The organism is Lysinibacillus sp. G4S2, from assembly GCF_030348505.1.
Classification (GTDB): Bacteria; Bacillota; Bacilli; order Bacillales_A; family Planococcaceae; genus Lysinibacillus.
Map to the genome: position 1 here is coordinate 1,992,311 of NZ_JAUCFJ010000002.1, position 25,285 is coordinate 2,017,595.

A 25,285-nucleotide genomic window follows, 5' to 3' on the forward strand; every position below is an offset into this window, starting at 1 on the left:
AGAAAACACAAAATTATACAAAAATACACATCTTAAGAACTAATGAAGACAGAAGGAGAACTGTTGCATGAAGAAATTATTTGGAAGCTTTAAGGGCAAGCTTTACACACTATTTGCTCTTATTTTGCTAGTTCCTGTTATTACTGTGGGGAGTTTTTCATATCTTTCGGCAAAAGATTCGATAAAAGAAGAAATATTATTTAGTGCAAATGAAAGTGTAACTATGTTAAATTCGCTTATTGATAAAACCATTAGTGAAAAAATGAACGATATTAATGTTTTTAGCGAGGAAATAGATTCTTCTAAGTATAAACAGAATGGAACCGCAATATTAACGAATTTTCAACAATATATGAAGATGCATCCAGATGTTTTAAGCATTTATCTTGGAACAAATGAGGGAGCATTATTTCTAGAACCAAAAATGGATCTTAAGGATTACAACGTTTTAGAAAGAGATTGGTATAAAGAGGCTACTGCTTTAAAGGGAGAAATTTTAATAACGAATCCTTATATTGATGCATTTACTGGAGAGATGGTTGTAACAGTTGCTCGTCAGCTAAAGGATAAATCTGGGGTGGTAGCAATTGATTTGAAATTGGGAGACCTTCAAAAAACCGCAAGCTCAATTAATATCGGAAAAAATGGATATCCTACTATTTTGGATGAAAATAGAATGGTCATTTCACATCCTACGTTAGAAGCAGGTAGCGAATTAAAAGAGAGCTTCGCAGATAAGATGTACGAAAGCAAATCTGGCACGTTTGAATATGTCTTTGACGGTGATGACCGCATTCTGTTCTTTACTACGAATGAATTAACGAATTGGAAAATTACCGGCACAATTTTTGCAAAGGAAATTGATAAATCAGCATCATCCATTTTAAAACATACGTTAATCGTGCTAATTATTGCGATTGTCATCAGTATGATTGTGTTCTATTTTGTCATGAAGGGAATTATAAAACCAATTAGATCGCTTAAGGATAGTGCGGTGACAATTAGTAAAGGTGATTTAACAGAGAAAGTGACGATTACCTCTCATGATGAGATTGGACAGCTAGGGCAAGCCTTTAATGAGATGCAAGACAATTTAAGGACTCTTATTCAAAAAATAGAACAAAATGCTGAGGAGGTAGCGTCATCGGCAGAGGAGCTTACTGCCAATGCTAATCAAACGAGCATTGCCACAGAAAAGGTAGCGATTTCGATTCAGGATGTTGCGACGAGTGCAGATACGCAAACGACGAGTGCTAACAAGAATGCAGAATCATTACATGAACTGTCTAAGGCCATTCTTCATATTGCGGAGATCTCTTCTACTGTGACAGATCTTTCGCAGCACGCGACGCTACAAGCAGATGAAGGTGGAAAGGCAGTACAAGAGACAAAGAATCAAATGCAATCAATCCATTTATCAGTAACGGATTCAAATACTAAAATTCAAACATTACATGAACGCTCTCAGCAAATTACGTCTATTTTAGATGTAATTACAAGCATTGCAGATCAAACAAACTTGCTTGCTCTGAATGCAGCCATCGAGGCGGCAAGAGCAGGGGAGCATGGAAAAGGGTTTGCAGTTGTTGCAGATGAAGTAAGAAAGCTGGCGGAGCAATCCCAGGAATCAGCCAAACAAATTTTTGAACTAATTCATGGCATTCAGTTAGAAACAGAACAATCTGTAAACATTATGGCTAAAGTAACAGAGGATGTTCAAAATGGTCTTCACGTATCTAATGAAGCTATCACGAAATTTAAAGTGATTAAGACAAGCATGGATCAAATTACTCCTAAAATGGAAGAGGTATCTTCTGCCTCTGAAGAAATGTCAGCGAGTGTACAAGAGGTGGCAGCAATTACGGAGGATTTAGCGTTCTCAGCAAAAGGAAATTCAGCTGCTTCAGAGGACGTAGCGGCATCTACAGAGGAACAATTAGCTTCGATGGAAGAAATTAATGCTTCAGCACAAGCTCTTGCGCATATGGCAGACGAGCTAAAACAGCTAATTAGTCAATTTAAGTATTAATAGAATAAGACAGTACAAAAAACGCCACTCCTCTTTTGAAGGATGGCGTTTTTGTATATTATCGATCTTCTTCCCAACAATCAGTATTTTTTAATGTTGGAATTGATTTTGCATAAAAGACGGGATTTTTACCGGCTTTCCGTTGCTTTGTAAAGTCATCTAATACAAGGAAGGCTATTTTGCCAAGTAACAAGATGATGGCAATATTTATTAAAGCCATTAGTCCCATGAATAGGTCTGCTAAGTTCCAAACAAGCTCTACTTGTGCAAGAGCACCAAACATAACCATACCAAGCACTAAAATACGATAGGCAAACATCCAACCTGTATGAGCATTTATAAACTCAATATTAGATTCACCGTAATAGTAATTTCCGACAATAGAACTAAATGCAAAGAAAATGATAGCAATAGCGATAAAGTAAGGAGCCCAATCACCTACATGTACAGCTAAAGAATTTTGTGTAAGAATAATTCCATTACTTTCACCAGTATCATATAGACCCGCTAAAATAATGATGAACGCTGTTGCTGAACAAATCATGATCGTATCAAAAAAGACTCCTAAGCTTTGCACAAGCCCTTGCTTTGCAGGGTGTGAAGTATAGGCAGTAGCTGCTGCGTTAGGCACACTACCCATCCCAGCTTCATTGGAAAATAAACCACGTCGAACACCTTGCATAATGGCAATTCCAATCGCACCACCTGCAGCTTCCTGAAGACCAAACGCTTGAGAGAAAATCAGCTCGAAAACAGCAGGAATTTCAGATAGATTCGTAATGACAACGTAAAATGCGACAGCTAGATAGAAAATAGCCATTACTGGTACAAGTACTTGTGTAACTTTTACAATTCTATGTACGCCACCAAAAATAATCAAAGCCGTTAATACAACGAGAATAATCCCAATAACTGCAGGTTTTACATCAAAAGCTTCCCCTACAGAAGTAGCAATCGTATTAGATTGTACAGCGTTAAAAATAAAGCCAAAACATAATGTTAAAAGAATACTAAAAATGATTCCTAATTTTCGTTGACCTAACGCTTTTTCCATATAATAGGCTGGTCCACCACGAAACGTATCCCCATCCTTGACCTTGTACACCTGTGCAAGTGTACTTTCAATAAAGGCTGTCGCCATTCCTAATATGGCGATAATCCACATCCAAAATACAGCTCCTGGTCCACCTACTCCGATTGCTAATGCCACACCTGTAATATTTCCAGTACCTACACGCGAGGCCGCGCTAATCGTAAAGGCTTGGAACGGGGAAACACCTGACTCCCCTTCTCTTTTTTCAACTATTAAACGAAACATTTCAGGAAAAAGTCGAATTTGTACAAACTTTGTGCCAAATGAAAAATATAATCCTGCAATTAATAACAATGCAATAAGCATTTTTGACCATAAAATATCATTAAGGTTACCTACGATATTCGATATCCATTCCATCAGCTTTCCTCCTTTCACAATACGTTTTAGTCTACACTTTTTTTTTATAAAAAATCAACTATTAGAAAATAAAAATTATTAAAAAATATGTTTTGTTTACTTATTTTTTATTTTCTGAAAGTTTTTTTACCATTATAATGACCATTTTAGGATATTATAAACATTTATTTTGAATTAATTACCAATTTAATATTTGCTGTTTTTTATTGTTTGTTAGTATTCATTAACGCTCGTACGCGCTCTTTTTGCAAGATCCTGTCTCACGATTGTCTCTAGCCAAATATGCACTACGATACAATTTGCAACCGTTTCATTATTTCCTATAACAAAGACTTGATATTACTACACTAACCGAATGGTATCGATACTGTTGAGTTATGACACCAATACTAATTTTTTAAAATTACTTACTTAAAGACTGAAGAAAAATAATTTCTCACAAACACATTTATTATCTTGTGAAACAAGCTCAAGCAGCATAATTTTTAAAAAGGCCACGTTTTCTGCATATGGGTAGCCTTAACCTTGAAAAATATGATTTGCGAAATTGTTAAAAGTTTGCCTGTCTATGAAAAATATGGTAGCGTAGAAGTAACTTTAGGTGAAAGAGGAGAATCCACATGAAAAAAAGATCATTACGTTTTTTAAGTATGGGAATTGGGTTCTCAACTGCTGTTTTTTCTAAAATTGAGTTTCTGAGGGATGAGTCTGCCCTTTTTTAGAAAAATAATAATCTAGAGGAGATTGACCATGAAAAAAATAACACGCAAAAATCCAATCCAAGTACCAAGCCCTGTTGGCAACTACAGCCATCTTACAATAATTCCTAAAGATGCAACAATGTATGCATTGTCTGGACAAATTGGAGTTGGGATTAATGGTAAATTACCATCATCATTGACAGAGCAGGTTAGGAACACATTAAAAAACATCCAATTAATATTAGAGGCAGAGGGACTAAACGCGGACAATGTGGTGAAAGCAAATATTTGGGCAACAGAAGAAATAAATTGGGATGACTTCGACCAACAATGGGAAACAATGTTTAGAAATCCCTATCCTTCTATGACGATTGCTTATATTACTGCATTAGGACTGCCTGAAATTAAAATAGAAATTGATATTTTGGCTGCGAAATAAAAAGTAAAAATCGACAAAATCCTTAAGGGTTTTGTCGATTTTTCATATAATTTTCTTGCTATAAAAAACTACTAAACTCTCTATAAGAACAACATCATATGCTACTCATTGCGACTTAACATAACGTTAGAATAAAGCAGAAACAACAAAGGATAAACCGTTGTCGTTACTGCCTTTTCATTTTGGGAATCTGTTATTGTCTATGCAGGATTTTATACATCGTTTAGTTTATAGCATTTTCCATCTGCTTATTGGCTGTAGCATGTATAAAACCTTGCATATTTTGATGAAGATGAATCTAGCAAAAACTTCCCACTCGCCATTACACCACCTCGTACTAGCTGTATTCGGATAAGCCCATTATTTTAAGTAAAACTAAATGAACTTTTTATGGCTCATCACCAAAAGTTGTGGATGACATTTTTTTAAATATATGCGCTGTATTATAGTTGATCTTCGTTACGACTGGACGCCCCCAGGAAGCTTTGCTCTGTGCGAAAGCGTAGCGACAGCAACAACAAATGTTTTCTGTAGCGAAAGCGAAGCGTCAGCAACAAAGCGCCCAGTCGGAACGGAAATCAGCCACACGTTTTGGTGAAGAGCCCTTTTTATGTATTTTGTTACATTTTAAAGGAATTGAAATTTTGAAAATTCTCTTATTTAAGGTAAATTAATAATAGAATTAAAGGAGGAGATTTTATGGATATGATAGGCATGATTGGTGGAATGAGTTGGGAGTCTTCTGCTGAGTATTACCGTCTTATGAATGAAGAGGTAAAACGACAATTAGGAGGCTTGCATTCGGCAAAATGTATTTTATATAGTGTAGATTTTCAAGAAATCGAGCATTATCAGGCTAGGGGAGATTGGGAGAAGGCTGGACAAGTATTGGGAGAAGCAGCTCGATCTCTAGAAGGTGCAGGGGCAGATTTTATTGTCATTTGTACCAATACAATGCATAAGGTTATTGATGTCATTCAGGAGAATATTTCAATTCCAATTTTACATATAGCGGATGCGACAGCCAATCAAATAGAAAAGGCTGGTTTACAAAAAATTGCCCTTCTTGGGACAAAGTATACGATGGAGCAAGATTTCTATAAAGCTAGAGTAGAGGGATTTGGCATTGAAGTGCTAGTTCCGCTTGCTGAGGAGCGAGTGGAGATAAATCGTATCATCTATGAAGAATTATGTTTAGGTCGAATTGAACCAACATCGCAGAAATATTATATACAAGTGATTGAAGACCTTGTGCAATCAGGGGCACAAGGAATTATTTTAGGCTGCACAGAGATTGGATTACTCATTAAGCAGGAAGATGTTAACGTACCTGTTTTTGATACAACTGTTATACATGCGCAGGCCGCTGTAAATAGGGCGATTCATAAGGGGGAGTAATATGCCAAGTAAAGTACGAGAAATGGGGATCGTAATTGGAAACTTATCAACTGGTGAGAAAAATTGTATTACCGATGTAACCGGAGTGCGGGTAGGTCATGTAACACTTGATGAAAAGATTAATGAAGAAGGAGCTTATGCATGCACAGGGGTAACAGCGATTTTACCGCATGAGGGCAATTTGTTTCAGCAAAAGGTTACTGCAGCGAGCTATGTCTTAAATGGCTTTGGTAAAACAACAGGGCTTGTGCAGGTGAATGAGCTTGGCGTTATTGAATCACCCATTCTGTTAACGAATACTTTTGGCGTTCCAGCTGTAACACAAGGAACGCTACAATATATGCTCGATACGAATAGTGAAATTGGTCAATCGACAGGAACTATCAACATCGTTGTTGGGGAATGTAATGATAGCTATTTAAATTCCATACGAGAATGTTCTGTCACACCTGAGCATACTGTGGAGGCGATTCGCAAGGCGTCAAATGTAACAGCAGAGGAAGGAGCGGTTGGGGCAGGGAAAGGAATGATGTGCTTTGGCTATAAAGGTGGAATTGGCTCATCTTCCCGAATTGTGACACATGAATCAACGAACTACACGGTAGGATGTATGGTCCTTAGTAATTTTGGGCATAGCTCAGAGTTTTTAGCACATCGATATCTTGTTTCAAAAGATCAACATGAGTCGACAATATCTCCTACAGATGGCTCCATTATCATTGTACTTGCTACAGATGCTCCACTTAGTAGTCGTCAACTGACACGTATTATTAAGCGTTGTGGCATAGGTCTAGGGCGTACAGGTAGTCATTTTTCTCATGGTAGCGGGGATATTGTCATTGGCTTCACAACAGCACATCGTATTGCCCATACATCTGATCAGCTTGTCGAAACACGCACGCAGCTTCGAGAGGATCATCCTATCATGAATCAATTATTTGCAGCAGCTGCAGAAGCAACAGAGGAAGCCATTTTAAATTCGCTATCACAGGCGCAGACAACTGTTGGACGAGATCGTCATAAAGTGGAAGCTTATCAATTTTAATTGCTTATTGTTCGATTAGAGGGATGTGAAAAGATGATTGCACAAAAATTCATAGACGAACTTATAGAGCAAATTAATTTCAGCCCATTATTACCGAATGATAACCAAATGCAAAATATCTATAATTTTTCATTACGTAAGGAAACAAATGAACATCGCAGTTCAATTCATTACTATTCAACTCTTCATAATGGAACTATTCGAGTAAAACAATTTTTTTATGATTGGGCATTTCCTTTTATTTATGCAGACACTAATCTAATTGAGCAAGGTAGTCCTTTTAAAATAAATAATAGGGTTGGTTTTATTGGTGTAGACTACAAAAATAATAAGGCTTTAAGCTATTCTGTAGGATTTACAACGGTAGAGATCTCCGTTTTTGATGGGGATGTTACGAATGAAGAGTTAATTGAATATCTTTCAAGTTTAAAAATCATGAACCCTGATTTGTCCAAAAAATCATTTGCTACTGTGAGTTATACGGCTAGATATAATCAAGGAAAATGGGGAGAAGATGAGGTTTCAAGAGTAACGTGGTTAAATCCAGAAGCAATTAAATCGGATAATACTTTTTCGGAGGAATTATTAGATTATAAGCTAGATTCAGTTGGTATTGGTAAAGAAACGAATGAAATCCAATTACTTTATCGGCAAAGAGAAAACCTTACAGATGGCTGTTGGATTTCAATTGCACCTCAAACTTTAGAGCAAGATTTACCAAAACTAAAAGGGAGAAACATTGGAACGCGTCAAAAATGGAGATTTAGATTATTGAAAATCCTATATGAAAATAGGGAAATCGAAGTATATTATGGAGTTCAAGAAACAAAATATCCTGCAAGATGGGTCTGGTTTAGTCTCGAGGAAAAAATTATCCAATGCCATATCCGCTCTTCTGTAAATGAAACCTCATCATTAGTACGCGAAATATTAAAAAATACTATTAAATGGTCATGAAGTTATTTAAATAAAAATATAAGAGCCTTACTACAATTTATTGTAGTGAGACTCTTTAAAGTTGTTTAAATTTTATTCAATTTAAGCACCATTAGTGCAATAAAGAATTATTGGTTTTTTAATCGTTGCACAAAATCCAGTGCTTGTTTAGTAGAATCAATTAAAGTAGTATCTCCTTTGAATTTTCTTAGCTTGAATGCGCTTATAAAGCATTTTTCAGCTTCAACAAACCTTCCCAATTCCATCAGAGATTTCCCCTTGTGTTGTAAAGCAAAATCTAAGTACGCGTCTATATTATTGTCTTTACATTTATTAAAAGCTTTATCAAAAAACTCTAACGCTTCACTATGTTTTTTATCATATTTTAACGCTTCTCCAAGTCGTATTAATGTAACTATTTCATTTTTTATGTTTCCTTCTTCTGATGCGTAACTTAGGCAAAGGTTTAAATAATAAATTGCTTTCTGGGGCTCTTCGCATATTCTATACAAATTACCTATTGTGCTGTATAGAAAATATTTATCTTCTTCATTATTAATTTTTAATAAATTTTCAGCTTCGGCAATAACTTGTTTTAACTTCAAAGGATTCGAGGTCTTTTCTCGTAGATAATCGTTATTATCAAAATAAATAAACTTATTTAAGTCAGAAATACTTTTTTTAAAATCTACTATTCTCATCTCTTACCTCCTCGTATTTTAGATGATCATCTTCGACAGACCTGTTCTATTAGTTCAATAAAAAATTCAAATTAAATATAAGGGACTGTTTTTAGTAACAGGAGGTATCCTGCTTGTTATAAATCGCGAATTATTTCCTTTATTTCATCACTTTTTAAATGATTGTATCGTTTTTGTTTAGGAAAATCGATAGGGTGTTACCGTTATATACAATATCAACAAGTAAATCACTTCTACTGACTCGTCTAAAATTTAATGGCAGCCATTATTTCAGAGAAGCTTCAGAAAACCAACTGTTCGGTAATGAGCATTGTAAGTGGACTTTTCTTGATTTCCATATGTATCGGCATGTGTAGAATCTAAATCGAAAATCAGCGCTTTCGATTGTCGAGCATGATGAACATCGAGTAGTTCTTGATTTGCCGCTTGGAGTTGATCGAGTGCTTGTGAATCAAACCGTTTAAAAAAGCGCGATAATGGTGGTTAAGAAGCGAGTGCTGGCGTACCTAGCACTTGCATAAATACCGGGTCATATGTCAGCTGGTCCGCTGCATCGTCTTCGTGATAACCAGCGATTAATTGGTAGATTTTTTGGTGAAGTAGCTGCTCATTTTGGTGAATGCAATACGAGCGTTCATCTTTTAACTGTAGATCATTGGCAATGGTTTGAGAGCTGGGCGGCTTCTTGGGGATTAGCGTCACAGATGAGGCCCTGCAGTCTAGTAATCATGAAACAACGAAATGATTACCAACATTTTCAATAAATAATCACTCTCTCTTAATCTAAAGGTAATAACCTTTAATAAATATTTTACTTATAGGTTATAATGTTATATGATGTAATCAAGAAAAATGAAAGAGGTAACAAAATTGAAAAAACTGAACAAACAATCTTCTGTTCCTCTGTATATTCAATTGAAAGAAGTAATTACAGAATATATAGAGAAAAATATGATAATTGGGGAAGTTCTTCCAACTGAAAAAGAGCTAGAAAAACTTTATGGTGTTAGCAGAATGACAGTCCGAAACGCTATAGATGAGTTACAAAGAAGTGGTGTTGTTGTTAAGCAGCAAGGAAAAGGAACCTTTGTTAACAATAACAAAATGACACAAGATATCGGAACTATTTTTAGCTGGACTGAAGAAATGGCGATTAAGCAGAAAAAATCTTTAACTTTGGAAACGAGTATTCAGGAAGTAGAACCTTCAAAAAAATTGCGTGACTCTTTAAAATTGGCACCAGACGAAAAAGTTGTATCTATCGCAAGGGTACGAGCAGTCGAAAATGAGCCAGTTGTTATAATGATAAATTATTTAAGAAACAGGTATGTCCCGAACTTGGAAAAAAACGGTCTAACTTCTGACTCTTTATATAAGGATTTAGAGGAAATATACAACATTTTTTTAGAAAGTGCTGAGGAGGTTATAACAGCTAGGTCTGCTACCTCATATGAAGCAACTAAATTAAGGGTTCCGGAAGGCACTGCCGTCTTACACGTTAGAAGAACTTCATTCATAAAAAACAAAATCCCTGTAGAAGTAGTAGATATGGTTGTTCGTGGCGATAGATATGAGTATTTTGTTGAACTAGAAGGTCGAAGAAAAAAACACATCATTCCATAAACTTACGAGGAGAGATACAATGTTACCTATAAAATTTGAACAAATTGCATTAGATGTGGAGCTTACATCTCCCGAAGAAGCCATTCAATTCGCTGGAAATTTACTGCTCCAATCTAACAGTGTTGAACAAAGTTATGTAGAAGAAATGATTAATGGTTATAAAAAGTTAGGCTCCTACATTGTGTTAGCACCTAATATAGCTATTCCACACGCAAGACCTGAATTCGGAGTGAACGAACAATGTATAGCTTTTGTGAGAGTCAAAACTCCTCTATCTTTTGGACATCCACAAAATGATGACGTTAAACTCATTATTCCGATTGGGGGTGTAGACAAACAATTTCACTTAGATATGTTAAGAGATTTGAGTGCCGTCTTGATGAATGAAGATAAAGTAACTAGGTTAAAAGAGTCAACTGACACAATGGAAATCTATAATATATTGAAAGGAGTTAGCTAACATGTTTATTTTGACTGTTTGTGGTATGGGGTTTGGAACAAGTTTAATGTTACTAATGGAAATTCAAGATTTAGGAAATAAAAATGGTTTTACAATTGATGGAGAAGCTACCGATTTAAGTTCTGCAAAAGGAAAAAACGCCGATTTAATAGTAGCATCAAGCGAAATAGCACAAGAACTTGAAAATAATGATATACCTGTAGTATCCATCATTAACTTACTGGATAAAAATGAAATTGAAGAAAAAGTACTGCCATATATTATGCAAATCCATACATGAGGAGGATAAAAAATGCTAAGTTTTATAACTGGAGTTTTATCAACCCCTGCCTTTATTTTAGGAATAATCGCAGCTATTGGACTTATAGCCCTCAGAAAATCTGGATCTGATATTATTAAAGGTACTTTAAAAACTATTTTTGGCTTCATTATGCTACAACAAGGGGCAAGCATCATTGTAAGTAGTTTAGTGCCATTTAGTCAGATGTTTGAAAGCGCTTTCAAACTAGCTGGCGTTATAGCAGAAGATAATGCTATAGCCGCTGCTGTGCAAAATGTTCTTGGAACAGAAACTTCTTTAATTCTAGTTTTTGGTTTTATCGTCAACGTTATACTAGCCAGAATAACAAAATGGAAATATATCTTTTTAACTGGCCACATGATGTTCTCTTTCGCTGCGACAATGGCAATCGTTTTTGATCAAATGGGTATTCACGGATGGAAAGCTATTCTACTAGGTTCATTAATTCAAGGAATTTCCAGTGTGCTATTTCCTGCATTAGCTCAACCTTTCGTAAGAAAAGTAACGAATAACGATAGTGTAGGATTTGGATTTTGGGGGAGTTCCCTTGTTTGGATAAGTGGTTGGATTGGTGGGAAATTGGGAAATAAAGAACATTCTGCTGAGAACATGAATGTTCCAAAACAATTAGATTTTTTAAAAGAAATGTCAATTTTAATGGGAATTGTTATGTCTGTTATTTATTTGGTCACTTCATTCTTTGTTGACACTAAACTTATGAATGAGCTTTCGGGTGGTCAAAATATTGCTCTCTTCGCAATTATGCAAGCGTTTACATTCGTTGTCGGTATTCTTGTTTTATTACAAGGAGTTAGAATGTTCCTAGGTGAGTTAGTACCTGCTTTCAAAGGAATTAGCGAAAAACTTGTTCCAGGTGCAAAACCAGCACTAGATATCCCTATTTTCTATTCTTTTGCACCAACAGCAACGACTATCGGATTTTTATTTGCTTTAGTTGGTGGATTGGGAGCAACACTCATTTCTACTATGCTACCTGTTGTGGTCTTACCTTCCGTGATTGGTTTATTTTTTATGGGAGGAGCTGCAGGTGTATTCGGAAATGCGATGGGGGGACGTCGTGGAGCCATAATTGCTGGGATCGTACTAGGATTTACATTTCAAATGATAGTGGCCTTAGCTTATCCGATTATCGATTTAAGGGATTATGGCATAAGCGGATTGTGGTTTGCTTCTACAGATGCAATCATCGTCATTTTACTTATTAGATTAATAGGCTCTCTGTTTGGCATTACAATATAAGATCTAAAGGAGTGATAAATATGACTGACAAAATTAGAACTGTTTTAGGTGATATTAGCAAAGAAGCACTAGGGTTTACTTATTCCCATGAACATTTATGGTGTTGTCCTCCTCCACAACAAAAAGATCGTGACTTCGAGCTAACAAATTACGAAGCTTCTCTGGAAGAATTAAAAACATATAAAAAAATCGGGGGTGAAACTTTGGTAGATGCTTCTACCCTCGACTATGGAAGAGATGGTCATAAACTTAAAAAAATGGCTGAGGAAAGTGGCGTTAATGTATTAGGAGTAACCGGTTTTAATAAACATATCTATTTTGATGATTGGGTTGAAATAGAAAGTATCGATCAAATTGTAGATAGATTAGTTCATGATATACAAGTTGGAATGGATGGATCCAATGCAAAAGCTGGAATTTTAAAAGCTGGATCATGGTATAACGTTATACATCCAATGGAAGAAAAGATAACACGAGCTGTCGGAAGAGCTCAAAAAATAACTGGTGCTCCTGTTTGGTTACATACTGAATCCGGAACATTGGGAGTAGAAATGTTAGATATTTTAGAGGGTGAAGGGGTAGACCTACATTTTGTTGCTGTGGGACATAGCGATAGAAATGCTGATCCTTATTATCACTTAAATATTTTAGAGCGTGGCGCCTATATCCAATTCGATGGACCCGGGAAAGTTAAGTATTATCCAGATAATGTTAGAATAGAGTTAATTAAAAATGTTCTAGCACATGGATATGGTCATAAGTTACTCATATCAGGAGATATGGGGCGACAAAGCTATTTACACGCTTATGGTGGTGGTCCTGGTTTTAGATATATTAAACAAAAATTCATTCCTAGAATGTTGAACGAACGGATTTCCCAACATGCTATTAATCAAATTTTCTATACAAATCCAGCTGATTGGTTAGCAAAATTTTAGGAGTGATTAAATGAAACTTGATAATTTAATGGCAATAATAAGAGATGTTTCGCCAAACGATATTGTTCCAATAGTTCAAGCCTTAATTGATGAAGGGATAACGAATTTAGAAGTCTCATTAAGTAATGAAACGTTGGGTATAGGATGTATTGAAACTTTAGCCACTCATTTTACACCGCAACAAATTTATTTAGGTGCAGGCACTGTTCTAAATGAAGAACAGTTGTATTCAGTAAAAAATGCGGGAGTTCAGTATATTATTACTCCTGGTTGGAATAAAGCACTAGTGAAGAAAGCTTTAGAAATAGATTTAATAGTATATCCAGGCGTATTCACTCCTGGAGAAATTGCCGAAGCTTTAGAACTGAACATTGACTACCTCAAGCTATTTCCTATTAATGGTCTCAATGAGAATTATTTAAAAGCTATTAGAGGTCCATTTCCCAAGGTGAATATTATGGCTGTTGGTGGAGTTACATCAGAAAGTATTGAATTCTATAAAAAATTAGGTATACATCACTTTGGGATTGGCAGTGAACTAGTTCCTAGAGGAGCAACTCAAAATGATATCCCTGTTATTAAAAGTAATGCTAAATTATTTATTAACTCAATAAAGAAAGCGAATGAAATTGATGGAAAATCAACCGAAACTAATGATTAATATGACACAAGACGAAGTTAAAAAGAGTTTAGCTGAATTTCCTGTTGTAATATTACCTTTAGGGGCAACTGAACAACACGGTTACCATTTACCATTAGGTGTAGATATTTACCTCTCCGAATATTTTTCGAAGGAAGTAGCCAAAGCAACTGGTGCTCTTGTAGCACCAACACTTCCTTTTGGCTATTCATGGGTTTGGCGAGATATTCCTGGAACTATATCGCTACAACAAGATTTAGTAGAAGCGGTTATCAAAGATGTTGCTCATAGCGTATCACGTTATGGAGGAAAGATGCTTGTTTTAATAAATGGGCATGATTCTAACAACTCATCTATGAAGTATGCAGTTAGAGAGTTGGAAGATGAGCTTGATATGCCAGTCATTTACCTCTTCTATCCTCGATTGAGTGAAGTAATTAAAGAGGTATGTGATTCTCCAACTTGGAATGGTATGATTCATGCGTGCGAGTTTGAGACCTCATTAATGCTCCATGTTAATGAAGCACTAGTTGATATGAACAAATCTATTAAGGAATATCCTGACACACCAGATCTATACGGAGCATCTACAATTTCACTTGGTGATTTAAGTAAAAGTGGTGTATTCGGAGATCCCACTCTTGCCACAAAAGACAAAGGTAAGAAGTTGGCAGAAATATTTACTGATAAAATGATTAAACTAGTAAATGAAGGCTATAAAGAATTTGTTATAAGAGAATAATAGTGTGCATACAAAAAGACCTTAGATAAATTTCATTGAAAGAATAAAGCTAACCTTTTACAGTCTTCTAATAACCATACCATCAGTAATTTTGAAAACGGAGCTAGAGCAATCTCTTTTTATCCGCAATTGTCCCAAATACCAGAAGCTAATAAGCGAATTATATCTACTTCTTAGGAACTTTCTCAGTAAATCTTTTAAAATGCTGACCTTATATTTTTGTTGTTCCGTCATTAAGCATTTTAATAAAAATAGCCATGTAAGTAGTGACCCCTTAAAGTTAGAGTTTTTATTATACGGCGGATTGGTTGGCATGAGTTCAGTATTGCACTGGACTTAAGCCTGCCAATTTTTAATTAATACGTCTGTTATGATAGTATTTGATGTACACCTCAATTTTGTGTTTTAACTCTTCATATGACAATAATTCTTCTCCATTGCCGCATTCTCGCAACTTTTAGCTATGATTATTAAAACTTTCTTACAAGTTAGGTAATAAAGGTCATCTCTTATATTTTAGGATGAACTATATAGGTTGATTGGAATAGAGACTGGGCGATTCCTTGAGGATTAACGTCATAGATGAGATCCTGCAGCAAAATGAAGCGGGTAGGGGGACGAAGGCTAAAAGTATCGCGTCCTGTGATAACGCCTACTGAGCAACCTCGTGTCGCTACATTGCACTGCGCTTACGCACAATAAACATCTGTTGACCCAACACCCCCAAGAAAGCGCCCAGTCGGAACGGAAATCAACCACACTTAAACAAAGGAAATCCTAGAATAGTCTCAAATTCTCAATTTTTTAATATTTCAGTAATCTTCTATTCTTTCCATGAATAAAATTGCTAAATAAGTGTAAAAACAAGGCTTTTCGACTTTTATTTACTTACATTGTAAAAAAAGAAGAGAAAAGGCGTTATTGTGTAAGATTTCTTTTTTTAGCTAGTCAATAAATTTAAGGTATGATACATTCAATAAAAACTGAATTATCTAAAAATTTTATCGAAACATAAAAATGGAGGTGTGTACCTATAGATGACGCCGTTTTTCGACCTATTGAGCTAAAAAAAGCTTCCATGAGGGAATTAACGCCAGCAATTCGTGAAAATGGTGAGTCATTAATTCAAATTGGAGAAGAACATTCTAGGGTTTTTTTTGAGCCAATTTACTATCATCAAAAAATACCAAACAGTTTACAAGCAATTTATTTACGTCAAAGTGCTTACGAGAAACTAACACAAGCGCTGTTGTTATTGCCTAAAAATTATAGCTTTATCAGAAACGCGAAAGTATGTTGCATTTCCTAGCGCTGATCATGCTCATTTTACCCCCCATTTAACAGGTGGAGCGATCGATTTGACACTGGGAGATTTGTCCGGAAATGCTTTGAATCTCGGAACAGCATTTGATGAAATTAGTGAAAAGTCTGCGACACGCTATTTTGAACAATATCCAGAGGGAAATTGGGAAGCTTGTGTTCATCGACGTCTTTTGTATAACTGTATGACAATGGTTGGGTTTACGAATTATTCAGAGGAATGGTGGCATTACGACTTTAATAATGTTTCATGGGCAAGACGTATAGGTGCACATGAAGCTAGTTATGGAGCAGTGAAAGCGGTTATCCAAGATAATAAAGTAAAGGAGTTTCGATTTTTATGAAGGTCTATATTAGTGCAGATATTGAAGGAATTACAGGTACAACAGCTTGGAGTGAAACGGAGCTAAATGCGCCAGATTATCAATTTTTCCAAAAGCAAATGACAAAGGAAGTAGAAGCAGCTATAGAGGGGGCTATTCGTGGTGGGGCAACCGAAATTTTACTAAAAGATGCCCATGATTCAGCACGTAATCTTGATATTTCTAATTTGCCAGTAAACTGCAAGGTTATTCGAGGTTGGACGTATGATCCGATGTGTATGGTTGCGGGGCTTGATAAGAGCTTTGATCGCGCCATTTTTATTGGCTATCACAGTAAAGGCGGAAGTGCAAGGAATCCTTTAGCACATACGCTTTGTGTTTTTGCTGATGTGAAAATTAATGGTGAGTATGTAAGTGAATTTTTGATTAATACGTACGCGGCTGCTTTACATGGTGTACCGGTGTCATTTGTAAGTGGGGACGTAGGGTTAACAGAGGAAATTCAATCTATTAATGACAACATCATCACCTTTGCTACAAAAGAAGGGATAGGAAATGCGACTATTAGCGTGAGTCCACAGCTGACGATTACGGAAACGAAACGACTTGTGGAGGACTCGATGAAGGTGTCACGTGAAGATTTACAAGTGACATTACCTGAGCGCTTTGTGGTGGAAATCATTTATCGGGATCATACACGGGCATATCGAAATTCATTCTATCCGAATGCTACGTTTAAGCCACATAATACAGTGGAATTCGAAACAGATGATTTTTATGAGGTGCTTCGACTTTTACAGTTCTTAACATAAGTAAAAAAACGGTAGGTGAATGGATGAAAATAAAACATATTGTCGTAGGGAAGGCGGAGGCACCACTTATAACACCGTTTAAAACAGCACTAAGAACAGTGCATAGCATTTGTAATATTGCTGTCTATGTTCACACGGATGATGGGCAAATAGGCATCGGTGAAGCAGCACCAACGGCAGCTATTACTGGTGAAACATTAGGGTCTATTTCGCACGCTATAGAAGAGTATATAAAGCCAGCCATTATCGGAATGGATATTGAGGAAATGACAGAGATTATGGCGCGAATCGACAGCAGTATTTATCAAAATACGAGTGCTAAAGCCGCTGTAGATATGGCGATTTATGATTTATTTGCGAAACACTATCAAGCACCTCTGTATAAATTATTAGGGGGATATCGCAAAGAATTAGTAACGGATATTACGATTAGTGTCAATGATACTGACGAAATGGTGAAGGATAGTATAGCAGCAGTGCAGCGGGGTTTTCATATTTTAAAAATCAAGGTTGGCAAAGATCCAGTAGGTGATGTGGCACGAGTTGTTGCCATTCGTGATGCAGTTGGACACGCCATAACTTTACGAGTTGATGCGAATCAGGGGTGGACACCGAAGCAAGCTGTACAAATTATTCGTGCACTTGAAGATGCAGGTGCAAATGTTGAATTGGTTGAGCAGCCTGTTCATTGTCATGATCTTGCGGGAATGCAATTCGTGACGGCCCATACTTTGACAAATATTTTGGCAGATGAAAGTGTTTTCTCAGCAAAAGACGCCTATACAATTATTGAAAAGCGAGCTGCGGATTTGATTAATATTAAACTCATGAAAACAGGGGGCATTTATCAAGCACAGAAAATTTGTCACATTGCAGAGGCAAACGACATACCATGCATGATTGGCTGTATGCTTGAGACGAAAATTAGCGTAAGTGCCGCTGCACATTTTGCCGCATCTCAGAAAAATATCACGATGGTAGATTTAGACGGACCAAGTTTATGTTTGAAAGATCCTATTTCAGGTGGTCCCATATTTGAAAATGATCGAATTAGGATGACGGATGCAGTTGGAATAGGATTTTCATAATAAAGTGAAACTTCAATCACAGGGGTTTCCTCATCCCCACTGATTGTTAGTCTTCACCAATCGGGCATTTACGGGCAGTTTATCTCCCATATATATTTTTGGTTTCAGGAAGGAGTCTTGTACCAGATGCTTCGCTTTCGGTACAGAAAATATTACTGCCCGTTACTGCTGGATAAAAAGATTACTAGGGAGGGTTGTTTATGATGAAAAAGTATTGGTTGCTTTTCGCGTGTCTTGTTGTAATGCTTTGTGCAGCATGTAGTGATGATTCTTCAAATGAAAAAAAATCAGAGTATCGCGTTGTTTATTCGGGGGAAATAAAAACGTTAAATTACTTAAAGACCTCTGAAACGAATGAGTTTGCTGTGGCAGCGAACTTAGTCGATGGATTAATTGAATATGATAAGTATGGTGTCGTGCAACCAGGTTTAGCCAAAGAATGGTCATCAAATGAAGATGCGACAGTTTGGACATTCAAGCTCCGTGACGACGCAAAATGGGTTACCCATGATGGTAAAGAGTATGCGGATGTTGTTGCCCAAGATTTTGTAGATGGCTTACATTATGTGCTTGATGCAAAAAATGAATCATCGACAGCTTGGATAGCTACTGTTGTCAAAAATGGGGAAGCCTTCTATAACGGTGAGATGACAGACTTTACGAAGGTAGGGATAAAGGCAGTAGATAAACATACAGTAGAATATACTTTAGAAACGCCTACACCTTATTTCCTTTCTATGTTGAATTATGTTTGTTTCTTCCCGGTTAACGGAAAGTTTATAGAAGAAAAAGGAGATAGCTTTGGTACAACTCGTGAAAATTTCCTATATAACGGATCCTTTATTTTAGATAAATTTGAACCGCAAAATGAGCGAGTACTTGTAAAAAATGATAAGTATTGGGATAAAAACAATGTACTGATTGATCGTATTCGCTATAAATACAATAAAGAAGCGGCTACAGTGGCACCGGAATTATTTTTACGAGGAGAAATTGATTCAGCTAGTATTCCAACTTCTATCATAGATGAGTGGTTTAAAGATGAGAAGAAAAAATCTCAAATTCGTCAAACACAAAACAACTTCTATACGTATTTCTATGCTTTAAACTTTAATCCGCAATTTGATGCAGAATACGAGCCTGAAAATTGGAAAAAAGCGGTCAACAATAAAGATTTCCGAAAATCGCTATTCCATGCATTCGATCGTGAATCTGCAATGCTAACTTTAGAGCCTTATAATCCAAAAGATTTGCTGAGCAACACGATTACTCCTAAAAACTTTGTGAATGTAGAGGGCGTTGACTATACGCAATTAGCGCCATTCGCTGACATTTCAAAAAATGACAGTTTTAACAAGGAGATGGCATCACAATATAAGGAAAAAGCGAAAAAAGCTCTAGAAGGAAAAGTAACTTTCCCAGTAAAAGTGTTAATGCCTTATAATTCTGGTTTGCCAGATTGGGCAAATCGTTCACAAGTGGTTGAACAGCAGATTGAAAAATTATTAGGTGTTGATTATGTAGACATTATCATTGAGGCCGGACCATCAACAGGCTTTTTAGCAGAGGTTCGTAAACCAGGTAAATTTGCGTTACTTGAAGCAAACTGGGGTCCAGACTATGCTGATCCTTCAACGTATACGGATCCATTCACTGCAGACGGTACTTATAATAAACCAGAGCTAGCTGAAGGTTATACAGAGGCAAATGGAAAATCAAAATATCAAAATTTAGTGGACGAAGCAAAGGCGACGATCGATATAGCAAAACGTTACGAACTGTTTGCCAAAGCGGAAGCCTTCTTAATTGATGAAGCATTTGTTATCCCTTATTCAGTAGGGGGTAGCGGCTATGTTGCTTCGAAATTAAATCCATTTGAGGCTCAATATTCTCCATTTGGTGTGACTTCCGAGAAATTTAAAGGTCAGCGAGTTTTAGAAAAACCGATGAGTAACGAGGAGTTTAAAGAAGCTTTAGCGAAGTGGGAGCAGGAACGTGCGGATGCGTTAGCTAAAGCAGCAAAATAATGGGAAACTACGATCGTTGGAGGTCGCTTCCCTCAATGATTACCAATCGGGCTTTCGGGTAGTTAACGCTGAAAAAACATTGATCATTGCTACATTCAAGATAAAGCGGTAAGTAATTATAAAGGAGATACCGAAATAGAATAGTCGGCATCTCCTTTAGTCTTTCTGAAAAAGGAGGGATGATTTGATGCTGTGGTATATAGGAAAACGGTTATTACAATCAATTTTAACACTTTTTATTATTATCACGATTGTTTTTTCTTTATTACGTTTAATGCCAGAAGAAGGTTATTTAGGGGCAGCAGCGGATAAAATGTCACCTGCACAACAAGAGATCTATTTAACGAATTTAGGTTTACGTGATCCGTTGCTTGTACAATTGGGGAATTTTTACGCTAATCTGTTTCAAGGTGATTTAGGTAAATCCGTTACATATCGGACAGATGTACCAGTTGTCACGATTATTGCAGATAAGATTATGTATTCCTTGCTATTTGGTCTAGGTGCGGTTGCACTATCTCTTTTAATTGGGGTTCCGCTCGGAATAATGATGGCCCAGATGAAGGGACGCTGGCTGGACCGCTTAGGAACCGGCTATATAGTCGTTGTTGTTGCAGTGCCAGCTGCCGTTTACTATTTAGTCATTCAAATGTACATTACAGAAATTTTTCATTTACCAATGCTTTTTGATGAGTATAATCCCATTACTTGGATTTTACCACTAACTTCAATGGCGTTAGCACCGACTGCCTCCTATGCCATGTGGATGCGGCGTTACATGGTGGATGAACTAAACAAAGATTATATTAAGCTAGCACGAGCAAAAGGCGTTAAAGAGCGTACATTAATGTTTAAACATGTACTACGAAACGCTTTTATTCCGATGGCACAATATTTACCCGCAACTATTCTTTTTACCATTACAGGTTCCATCTACATTGAATCCTTATATTCCATTCCTGGGATGGGGGGCTTACTCGTAGATGCTATCCAGCGCCAGGATAATACGATTGTGCAAGGCTTAGTGCTTGTGTTCTCTTCACTTGGAATTATCGGACTCATTTTAGGTGATATAGCAATGGCCCTTGTTGATCCACGGATTAAATTGGGGAAAGGGGAGAGTGTACGTTAATGGGGATGTATTCAGAAGAAATTAACAATATTTCAAACAAATCACGTGAAACTTTGTTCGAATTTGCGGAAGTAGATGAACGTCAAGCTGAAGAAACAGCCTATTCTAATTACTCCTATTGGCGTTCCACATGGAAATCCTTTTTGAAAAATCGCATCGCTGTCTTTTTATTAGTTGGCGTGCTTATTATCGTAACCTTTACCATTTTACAACCTTATTTACCAGGGCAAAAATCACCTACTGAAATTTACATCGATGAGCAGACAGGTCTCCAAGCACGTAATATTGCTCCAAACGCTGAGTTTTGGTTTGGGACAAATTCCATTGGGCAGGATTTATGGTCCCGTATTTGGGCAGGGACAAGGACCTCGTTATTTATTGGCTGTGTCGTTGCTTTAGTAGAGGCTATCGTCGGTATTACGATCGGTACGCTTTGGGGCTTTTCCCGGAAATTAGAGTTACCTATCACGCAGCTTTACAACGTCGTTGATAACATACCGACGACTATCGTACTTATTTTAATGTCCTATATTTTGCGACCAAGTATTTCGACTATCATTATTGCCATGTGTATTACCGGCTGGGTAGAAATGGCAAGGTTTATACGCAATCAAATTGTAATTTTACGTGATCGTGAATATAACTTAGCCTCAAAATGTTTAGGAACACCTGATTATCGCATTATTTTAAAAAATCTATTACCCTATCTTATTTCGGTCATTATGTTACGAATGAGTCTGGCCATACCGTTTGCTATTGGCTCTGAAGTATTTTTAACTTACATCGGCTTAGGACTGCCGATTAGTGAACCGTCTTTAGGAAATTTAATCAATGAAGGACGCGTATTAATGATGTCTCCAGATTTACGATATCAGCTCATTTTTCCAAGTATTGTATTAAGTGTCATTACGATTGCATTTTATATTATAGGAAACTCATTTGCAGATGCAGCAGATCCGAAAAATCACGTTTAAAGGGGGATGTTGGAAGTGACACAAACTCAAACACGTATTTTAACTATTCATAACCTAGTCATTAAATTTACACTTCGTGGCAGAGTGCTAACAGCCATTCGTAATATTTCCCTTGATTTGTACAAAGGTGAAAGTCTTGCAATCGTTGGTGAATCTGGCTCAGGAAAATCAGTGCTGATGAAATCAATCATGGGCTTACTTGATAAAAATGGCTACATTGATCAGGGGGAAATCATCTACAATGACCGGGATTTAGCACAGTTTAAAACCGAGCAGGAGTGGTTAAGTATTCGTGGAAAAGAAGTGGCCATGGTGACACAGGATCCAATGACATCATTAAATCCACTTAAAACGATTGGCAAGCAAATTGAGGAATGTGTTATTTTACATCAGAATTTAAAGGGCAAAGCAGCATTCGAAGAAACGTTGAAATTGTTAAAAGATGTTGGTATTCACGATGTGGAAAAGCGTTATAAACAATATCCTCACGAATTTTCAGGCGGCATGCGTCAACGAATTGTAATAGCCATTGCGCTAGCATGTAAGCCTAAGATCTTAATTTGTGATGAACCAACAACTGCATTAGACGTAACAATCCAAGCACAAATTTTGCAGCTTTTAAAAAATCTTCAAGAAAAATATGGACTAACAACCGTTTATATCACGCATGATTTAGGCGTTGTAGCGAAGGTTGCTGACCGTATTGCAGTCATGTATGCAGGTGATGTCATCGAAATAGGGAAGACGCATGAAATTTTCTTTAATGGCAAGCATCCCTATACATGGGCACTCATTTCTTCATTACCGCAACTAGGTTCAAAAGGGGAGCAGCTTTATTCTATTAAGGGTACTCCACCAAATCTTTTTCAAGAGATTAAAGGAGATGCTTTTGCACCTCGCAATCAATATGCGTTAAAGATTGATTTTGTGGAACGTCCGCCATTTTTTCAGGTGAGTGACACACATTTTGCTCGTACATGGCTATTAGATCCACTCGCTCCTAAAGTAGAGCCTCCTGAAGCGTTGCAAGCATTTTTCGAAGAAGGGAGACGATACGCGCATGAGTCATAAAGAAGTGTTAGTCGAGGTGAAAAATTTAAAAGTTGTTTTTGGTAAAGGTAAAAATAAATTTATAGCGATTGATGATGTCAGCTTTGATATTTTCAAAGGTGAAACATTCGGCTTAGTCGGTGAATCAGGGTCAGGAAAAACAACGATTGGTCGAGCTATAATGCGAATCAATGAAGTGACTGAAGGACAAATACTGTATCACGGTAAGAAAGTAAATGGCAAAATCTCGAAAGCGTGGGATCGAGAAATTACACAGAAAATCCAAATGATTTTTCAAGATCCTATGGCATCTCTAAATGAACGTGCCAAGGTTGACTATATTATTTCTGAGGGGCTTATCAATACAAAAAATTTCAAAAACGAGGCGGATCGTCAACAGAAGGTACGTAATGCTTTATTAAATGTAGGCTTATTACCGGAGTTTTCTAGTCGTTTCCCGCATGAATTTTCAGGAGGACAGCGACAGCGTATCGGCATTGCACGAGCGTTAGTAATGGAACCAGAGTTTATTATTGCGGATGAACCGATTTCTGCATTAGATGTTTCCATTCGTGCGCAAGTATTAAATTTATTAGCAAACCTACAAGAGCGAAATGATTTAACCTATTTATTCATTGCACATGACTTATCTGTAGTCCGTTTTATTACTGACCGAACTGCTGTTATTTATAAAGGTAAAATTGTCGAGCTTGCAGAGACGGAAAAACTGTTTTCTAATCCCCTTCATCCATATACAAGGGCATTATTATCGGCAGTACCTGAACCGAATCCTTATAAGGAGCGTGATAAAGTCGTAGAAATCTATGATCCGTCACAGCACCGTTATGACATTCAGCCACCGTCATTTATCGAAATAGACGAAGGTCATTTTGTATTGGCCAATGAAGAGGAATTGGAAAGATACCGAACTTCACTAAAAATGGAGGTAAGCAAATGATTCGTCCAAAGGCATTGAAAAAAGGTGACACAATTGGTCTTATAAGTGCTTCGGGTGCAACCCCACCTGAAAAATTTTTGCCTGCTATTAAAAGTATTGAAAAGCTAGGTTTTAAAGTTGTTGCAGGGGAAACTTGTCGAGCAAGGCATGGCTACTTAGCGGGCTCTGATGAACTACGTGCCTCTGAAGTGAATGAAATGTTTAGGGACTCAAATATTGACGGCATCTTCTGCATACGTGGAGGTTACGGAGCAACGAAAATTTTACCGCTTCTTGACTTCGATATGATCAAGGCAACCCCAAAAGTATTTGCTGGCTATAGCGATGTGACGGCTCTACATATCGCCTTTAACCAAAAATGTGGCTTTGTTACCTATCATACACCTATGCCTTCTACAGAATTTATTCAGCCGGAGATGGATTATTATACATGGAATTCCTTTATCCAAACTGTGACAGCAACAGACCGCAGTGACTACCGTCTTGAAAATATTCCTGAGCACTCAATGACAACTCTTAGCGCTGGAAAAGCAAGAGGGCAGCTTATTGGTGGGAACTTAACGCTAGTGACAGCATCTCTTGGGACACCTTATGAAATTGATACAAAGGGAAAAATATTGTTTTTAGAGGATGTAGACGAGAATGAGCAACGCGTTGATCGGATGCTTACTCAGCTAAAATTAGCAGGCAAACTAGATGAGGTGGCAGGTATATTATTAGGAGCTTGGACAAATTGTGGTCCTGAAAATCCCGAGCGTCCAGAGAATAGCCACTCACTGCAAACAATTTTTCAAGAAATATTAGTACCACTCAATAAACCTATCCTCATGGATATTACTTGCGGTCACTGTTTACCGACGATGTCACTGCCATTAGGTCGAACGATCACAATGGATACGGAGAATCAGATGATAAAAGTGATAGAGTAGGTGAAA

25 protein-coding genes and 1 pseudogene are annotated in these 25,285 nt (G+C 37.0%); 22 read left to right on the forward strand and 4 right to left on the reverse strand.

What is annotated here, in order from left to right; translation table 11 throughout:
• The first annotated feature begins 67 nt into the window (after window positions 1-67).
• Window positions 68-2,029: a methyl-accepting chemotaxis protein gene (locus tag QUF91_RS10190; RefSeq protein WP_289417694.1), complete on the forward strand. Its 1,962-nt coding sequence runs from the start codon at window positions 68-70 to the stop codon at window positions 2,027-2,029.
• Between the two features lie 58 nt (window positions 2,030-2,087).
• Here the strand turns inward: QUF91_RS10190 and QUF91_RS10195 are convergent, their stop codons facing one another.
• Window positions 2,088-3,482, reverse strand: coding sequence for an alanine/glycine:cation symporter family protein (locus QUF91_RS10195; protein WP_285398745.1), 1,395 nt, complete (start codon window positions 3,480-3,482; stop codon window positions 2,088-2,090).
• 750 nt (window positions 3,483-4,232) lie between these two features.
• On the opposite strand from QUF91_RS10195, the gene QUF91_RS10200 reads away from it, so the two are divergent.
• The 5 genes from QUF91_RS10200 (at window position 4,233) to QUF91_RS10220 (ending at window position 8,022) form a co-directional block, all read left to right on the forward strand.
• A complete protein-coding gene (locus QUF91_RS10200; protein ID WP_285398746.1) occupies window positions 4,233-4,622 on the forward strand; it encodes a RidA family protein in 390 nt (129 codons plus the stop codon).
• A gap of 433 nt (window positions 4,623-5,055) precedes the next feature.
• The gene (locus QUF91_RS10205) at window positions 5,056-5,220 is read left to right on the forward strand and encodes a hypothetical protein (protein ID WP_289417695.1); all 165 of its coding nucleotides are present in this window, start codon (window positions 5,056-5,058) and stop codon (window positions 5,218-5,220) included.
• 101 nt (window positions 5,221-5,321) lie between these two features.
• Entirely contained in the window at window positions 5,322-6,020 is a 699-nt protein-coding gene (locus QUF91_RS10210; protein ID WP_289417696.1) for an aspartate/glutamate racemase family protein, read from the forward strand.
• Window position 6,021: 1 nt separating this feature from the next.
• Window positions 6,022-7,065, forward strand: a complete 1,044-nt coding sequence (locus tag QUF91_RS10215; protein WP_289417697.1) for a DmpA family aminopeptidase — start codon at window positions 6,022-6,024, stop codon at window positions 7,063-7,065.
• A gap of 33 nt (window positions 7,066-7,098) precedes the next feature.
• Window positions 7,099-8,022 (forward strand): hypothetical protein, encoded by a 924-nt coding sequence (locus tag QUF91_RS10220; protein ID WP_289417698.1) that lies wholly within the window; start codon window positions 7,099-7,101, stop codon window positions 8,020-8,022.
• Between the two features lie 107 nt (window positions 8,023-8,129).
• On the opposite strand, the gene QUF91_RS10225 is transcribed toward QUF91_RS10220, so the two are convergent.
• Window positions 8,130-8,702 (reverse strand): tetratricopeptide repeat protein, encoded by a 573-nt coding sequence (locus QUF91_RS10225; RefSeq protein ID WP_289417699.1) that lies wholly within the window; start codon window positions 8,700-8,702, stop codon window positions 8,130-8,132.
• 273 nt (window positions 8,703-8,975) lie between these two features.
• Window positions 8,976-9,374: pseudogene (locus QUF91_RS10230) on the reverse strand (transposase); the annotation flags it as partial.
• 198 nt (window positions 9,375-9,572) lie between these two features.
• Between QUF91_RS10230 and QUF91_RS10235 the strand changes: the two are divergent.
• The 7 genes from QUF91_RS10235 to QUF91_RS10265 are packed head-to-tail and all read left to right on the forward strand — an operon-like array spanning window position 9,573 to window position 14,666.
• The gene (locus QUF91_RS10235) at window positions 9,573-10,325 is read left to right on the forward strand and encodes a GntR family transcriptional regulator (RefSeq protein ID WP_289417700.1); all 753 of its coding nucleotides are present in this window, start codon (window positions 9,573-9,575) and stop codon (window positions 10,323-10,325) included.
• Window positions 10,326-10,344: 19 nt separating this feature from the next.
• On the forward strand, window positions 10,345-10,785 hold the full coding sequence (locus tag QUF91_RS10240) for a PTS sugar transporter subunit IIA (RefSeq protein WP_285398756.1): 441 nt from the start codon (window positions 10,345-10,347) through the stop codon (window positions 10,783-10,785).
• 1 nt (window position 10,786) lies between these two features.
• Window positions 10,787-11,065 (forward strand): PTS sugar transporter subunit IIB, encoded by a 279-nt coding sequence (locus tag QUF91_RS10245; protein WP_289417701.1) that lies wholly within the window; start codon window positions 10,787-10,789, stop codon window positions 11,063-11,065.
• A 12-nt stretch (window positions 11,066-11,077) separates the two neighbouring features.
• Window positions 11,078-12,346, forward strand: coding sequence for a PTS ascorbate transporter subunit IIC (locus QUF91_RS10250; RefSeq protein ID WP_289417702.1), 1,269 nt, complete (start codon window positions 11,078-11,080; stop codon window positions 12,344-12,346).
• Window positions 12,347-12,366: 20 nt separating this feature from the next.
• Window positions 12,367-13,284, forward strand: a complete 918-nt coding sequence (locus QUF91_RS10255) for a phosphotriesterase family protein (RefSeq protein ID WP_285398759.1) — start codon at window positions 12,367-12,369, stop codon at window positions 13,282-13,284.
• A 10-nt stretch (window positions 13,285-13,294) separates the two neighbouring features.
• Complete coding sequence (locus QUF91_RS10260; RefSeq protein WP_285398760.1) at window positions 13,295-13,945, forward strand: bifunctional 4-hydroxy-2-oxoglutarate aldolase/2-dehydro-3-deoxy-phosphogluconate aldolase; 651 nt, start codon at window positions 13,295-13,297, stop codon at window positions 13,943-13,945.
• Window positions 13,917-14,666, forward strand: a complete 750-nt coding sequence (locus QUF91_RS10265) for a creatininase family protein (RefSeq protein WP_285398761.1) — start codon at window positions 13,917-13,919, stop codon at window positions 14,664-14,666. Before QUF91_RS10260 ends, QUF91_RS10265 begins: the two co-directional genes overlap by 29 nt.
• 352 nt (window positions 14,667-15,018) lie before the next feature.
• Here QUF91_RS10265 and QUF91_RS28115 read toward each other — a convergent pair whose 3' ends face one another.
• Complete coding sequence (locus tag QUF91_RS28115; RefSeq protein ID WP_350224364.1) at window positions 15,019-15,120, reverse strand: IS3 family transposase; 102 nt, start codon at window positions 15,118-15,120, stop codon at window positions 15,019-15,021.
• A gap of 904 nt (window positions 15,121-16,024) precedes the next feature.
• Here QUF91_RS28115 and QUF91_RS10270 point away from each other — a divergent pair.
• The 9 genes from QUF91_RS10270 to QUF91_RS10310 all read left to right on the forward strand — a co-directional run bounded on the left by QUF91_RS10270 (window position 16,025) and on the right by QUF91_RS10310 (window position 25,279).
• Window positions 16,025-16,330 (forward strand): M15 family metallopeptidase, encoded by a 306-nt coding sequence (locus tag QUF91_RS10270; RefSeq protein WP_289417703.1) that lies wholly within the window; start codon window positions 16,025-16,027, stop codon window positions 16,328-16,330.
• Entirely contained in the window at window positions 16,327-17,121 is a 795-nt protein-coding gene (locus tag QUF91_RS10275; protein ID WP_289417704.1) for a M55 family metallopeptidase, read from the forward strand. The genes QUF91_RS10270 and QUF91_RS10275 overlap by 4 nt, the downstream gene beginning before the upstream one ends.
• Before the next feature lie 23 nt (window positions 17,122-17,144).
• On the forward strand, window positions 17,145-18,209 hold the full coding sequence (locus QUF91_RS10280; RefSeq protein ID WP_289417705.1) for a dipeptide epimerase: 1,065 nt from the start codon (window positions 17,145-17,147) through the stop codon (window positions 18,207-18,209).
• A gap of 203 nt (window positions 18,210-18,412) precedes the next feature.
• Window positions 18,413-20,236 carry a peptide ABC transporter substrate-binding protein gene (locus QUF91_RS10285; RefSeq protein WP_353957868.1) on the forward strand — a complete coding sequence of 608 codons (1,824 nt, stop codon included), beginning with the start codon at window positions 18,413-18,415 and terminating at the stop codon, window positions 20,234-20,236.
• Window positions 20,237-20,423: 187 nt separating this feature from the next.
• Entirely contained in the window at window positions 20,424-21,368 is a 945-nt protein-coding gene (locus tag QUF91_RS10290) for an ABC transporter permease (protein WP_285398767.1), read from the forward strand.
• Window positions 21,368-22,342, forward strand: a complete 975-nt coding sequence (locus QUF91_RS10295; RefSeq protein WP_285398769.1) for an ABC transporter permease — start codon at window positions 21,368-21,370, stop codon at window positions 22,340-22,342. The genes QUF91_RS10290 and QUF91_RS10295 overlap by 1 nt, the downstream gene beginning before the upstream one ends.
• A gap of 15 nt (window positions 22,343-22,357) precedes the next feature.
• Window positions 22,358-23,413 (forward strand): ABC transporter ATP-binding protein, encoded by a 1,056-nt coding sequence (locus tag QUF91_RS10300; protein ID WP_285398771.1) that lies wholly within the window; start codon window positions 22,358-22,360, stop codon window positions 23,411-23,413.
• Window positions 23,403-24,350 (forward strand): ATP-binding cassette domain-containing protein, encoded by a 948-nt coding sequence (locus tag QUF91_RS10305; RefSeq protein ID WP_285398773.1) that lies wholly within the window; start codon window positions 23,403-23,405, stop codon window positions 24,348-24,350. Before QUF91_RS10300 ends, QUF91_RS10305 begins: the two co-directional genes overlap by 11 nt.
• Window positions 24,347-25,279: a S66 peptidase family protein gene (locus QUF91_RS10310; protein ID WP_289417707.1), complete on the forward strand. Its 933-nt coding sequence runs from the start codon at window positions 24,347-24,349 to the stop codon at window positions 25,277-25,279. Before QUF91_RS10305 ends, QUF91_RS10310 begins: the two co-directional genes overlap by 4 nt.
• The last annotated feature ends 6 nt before the right edge of the window (window positions 25,280-25,285 follow it).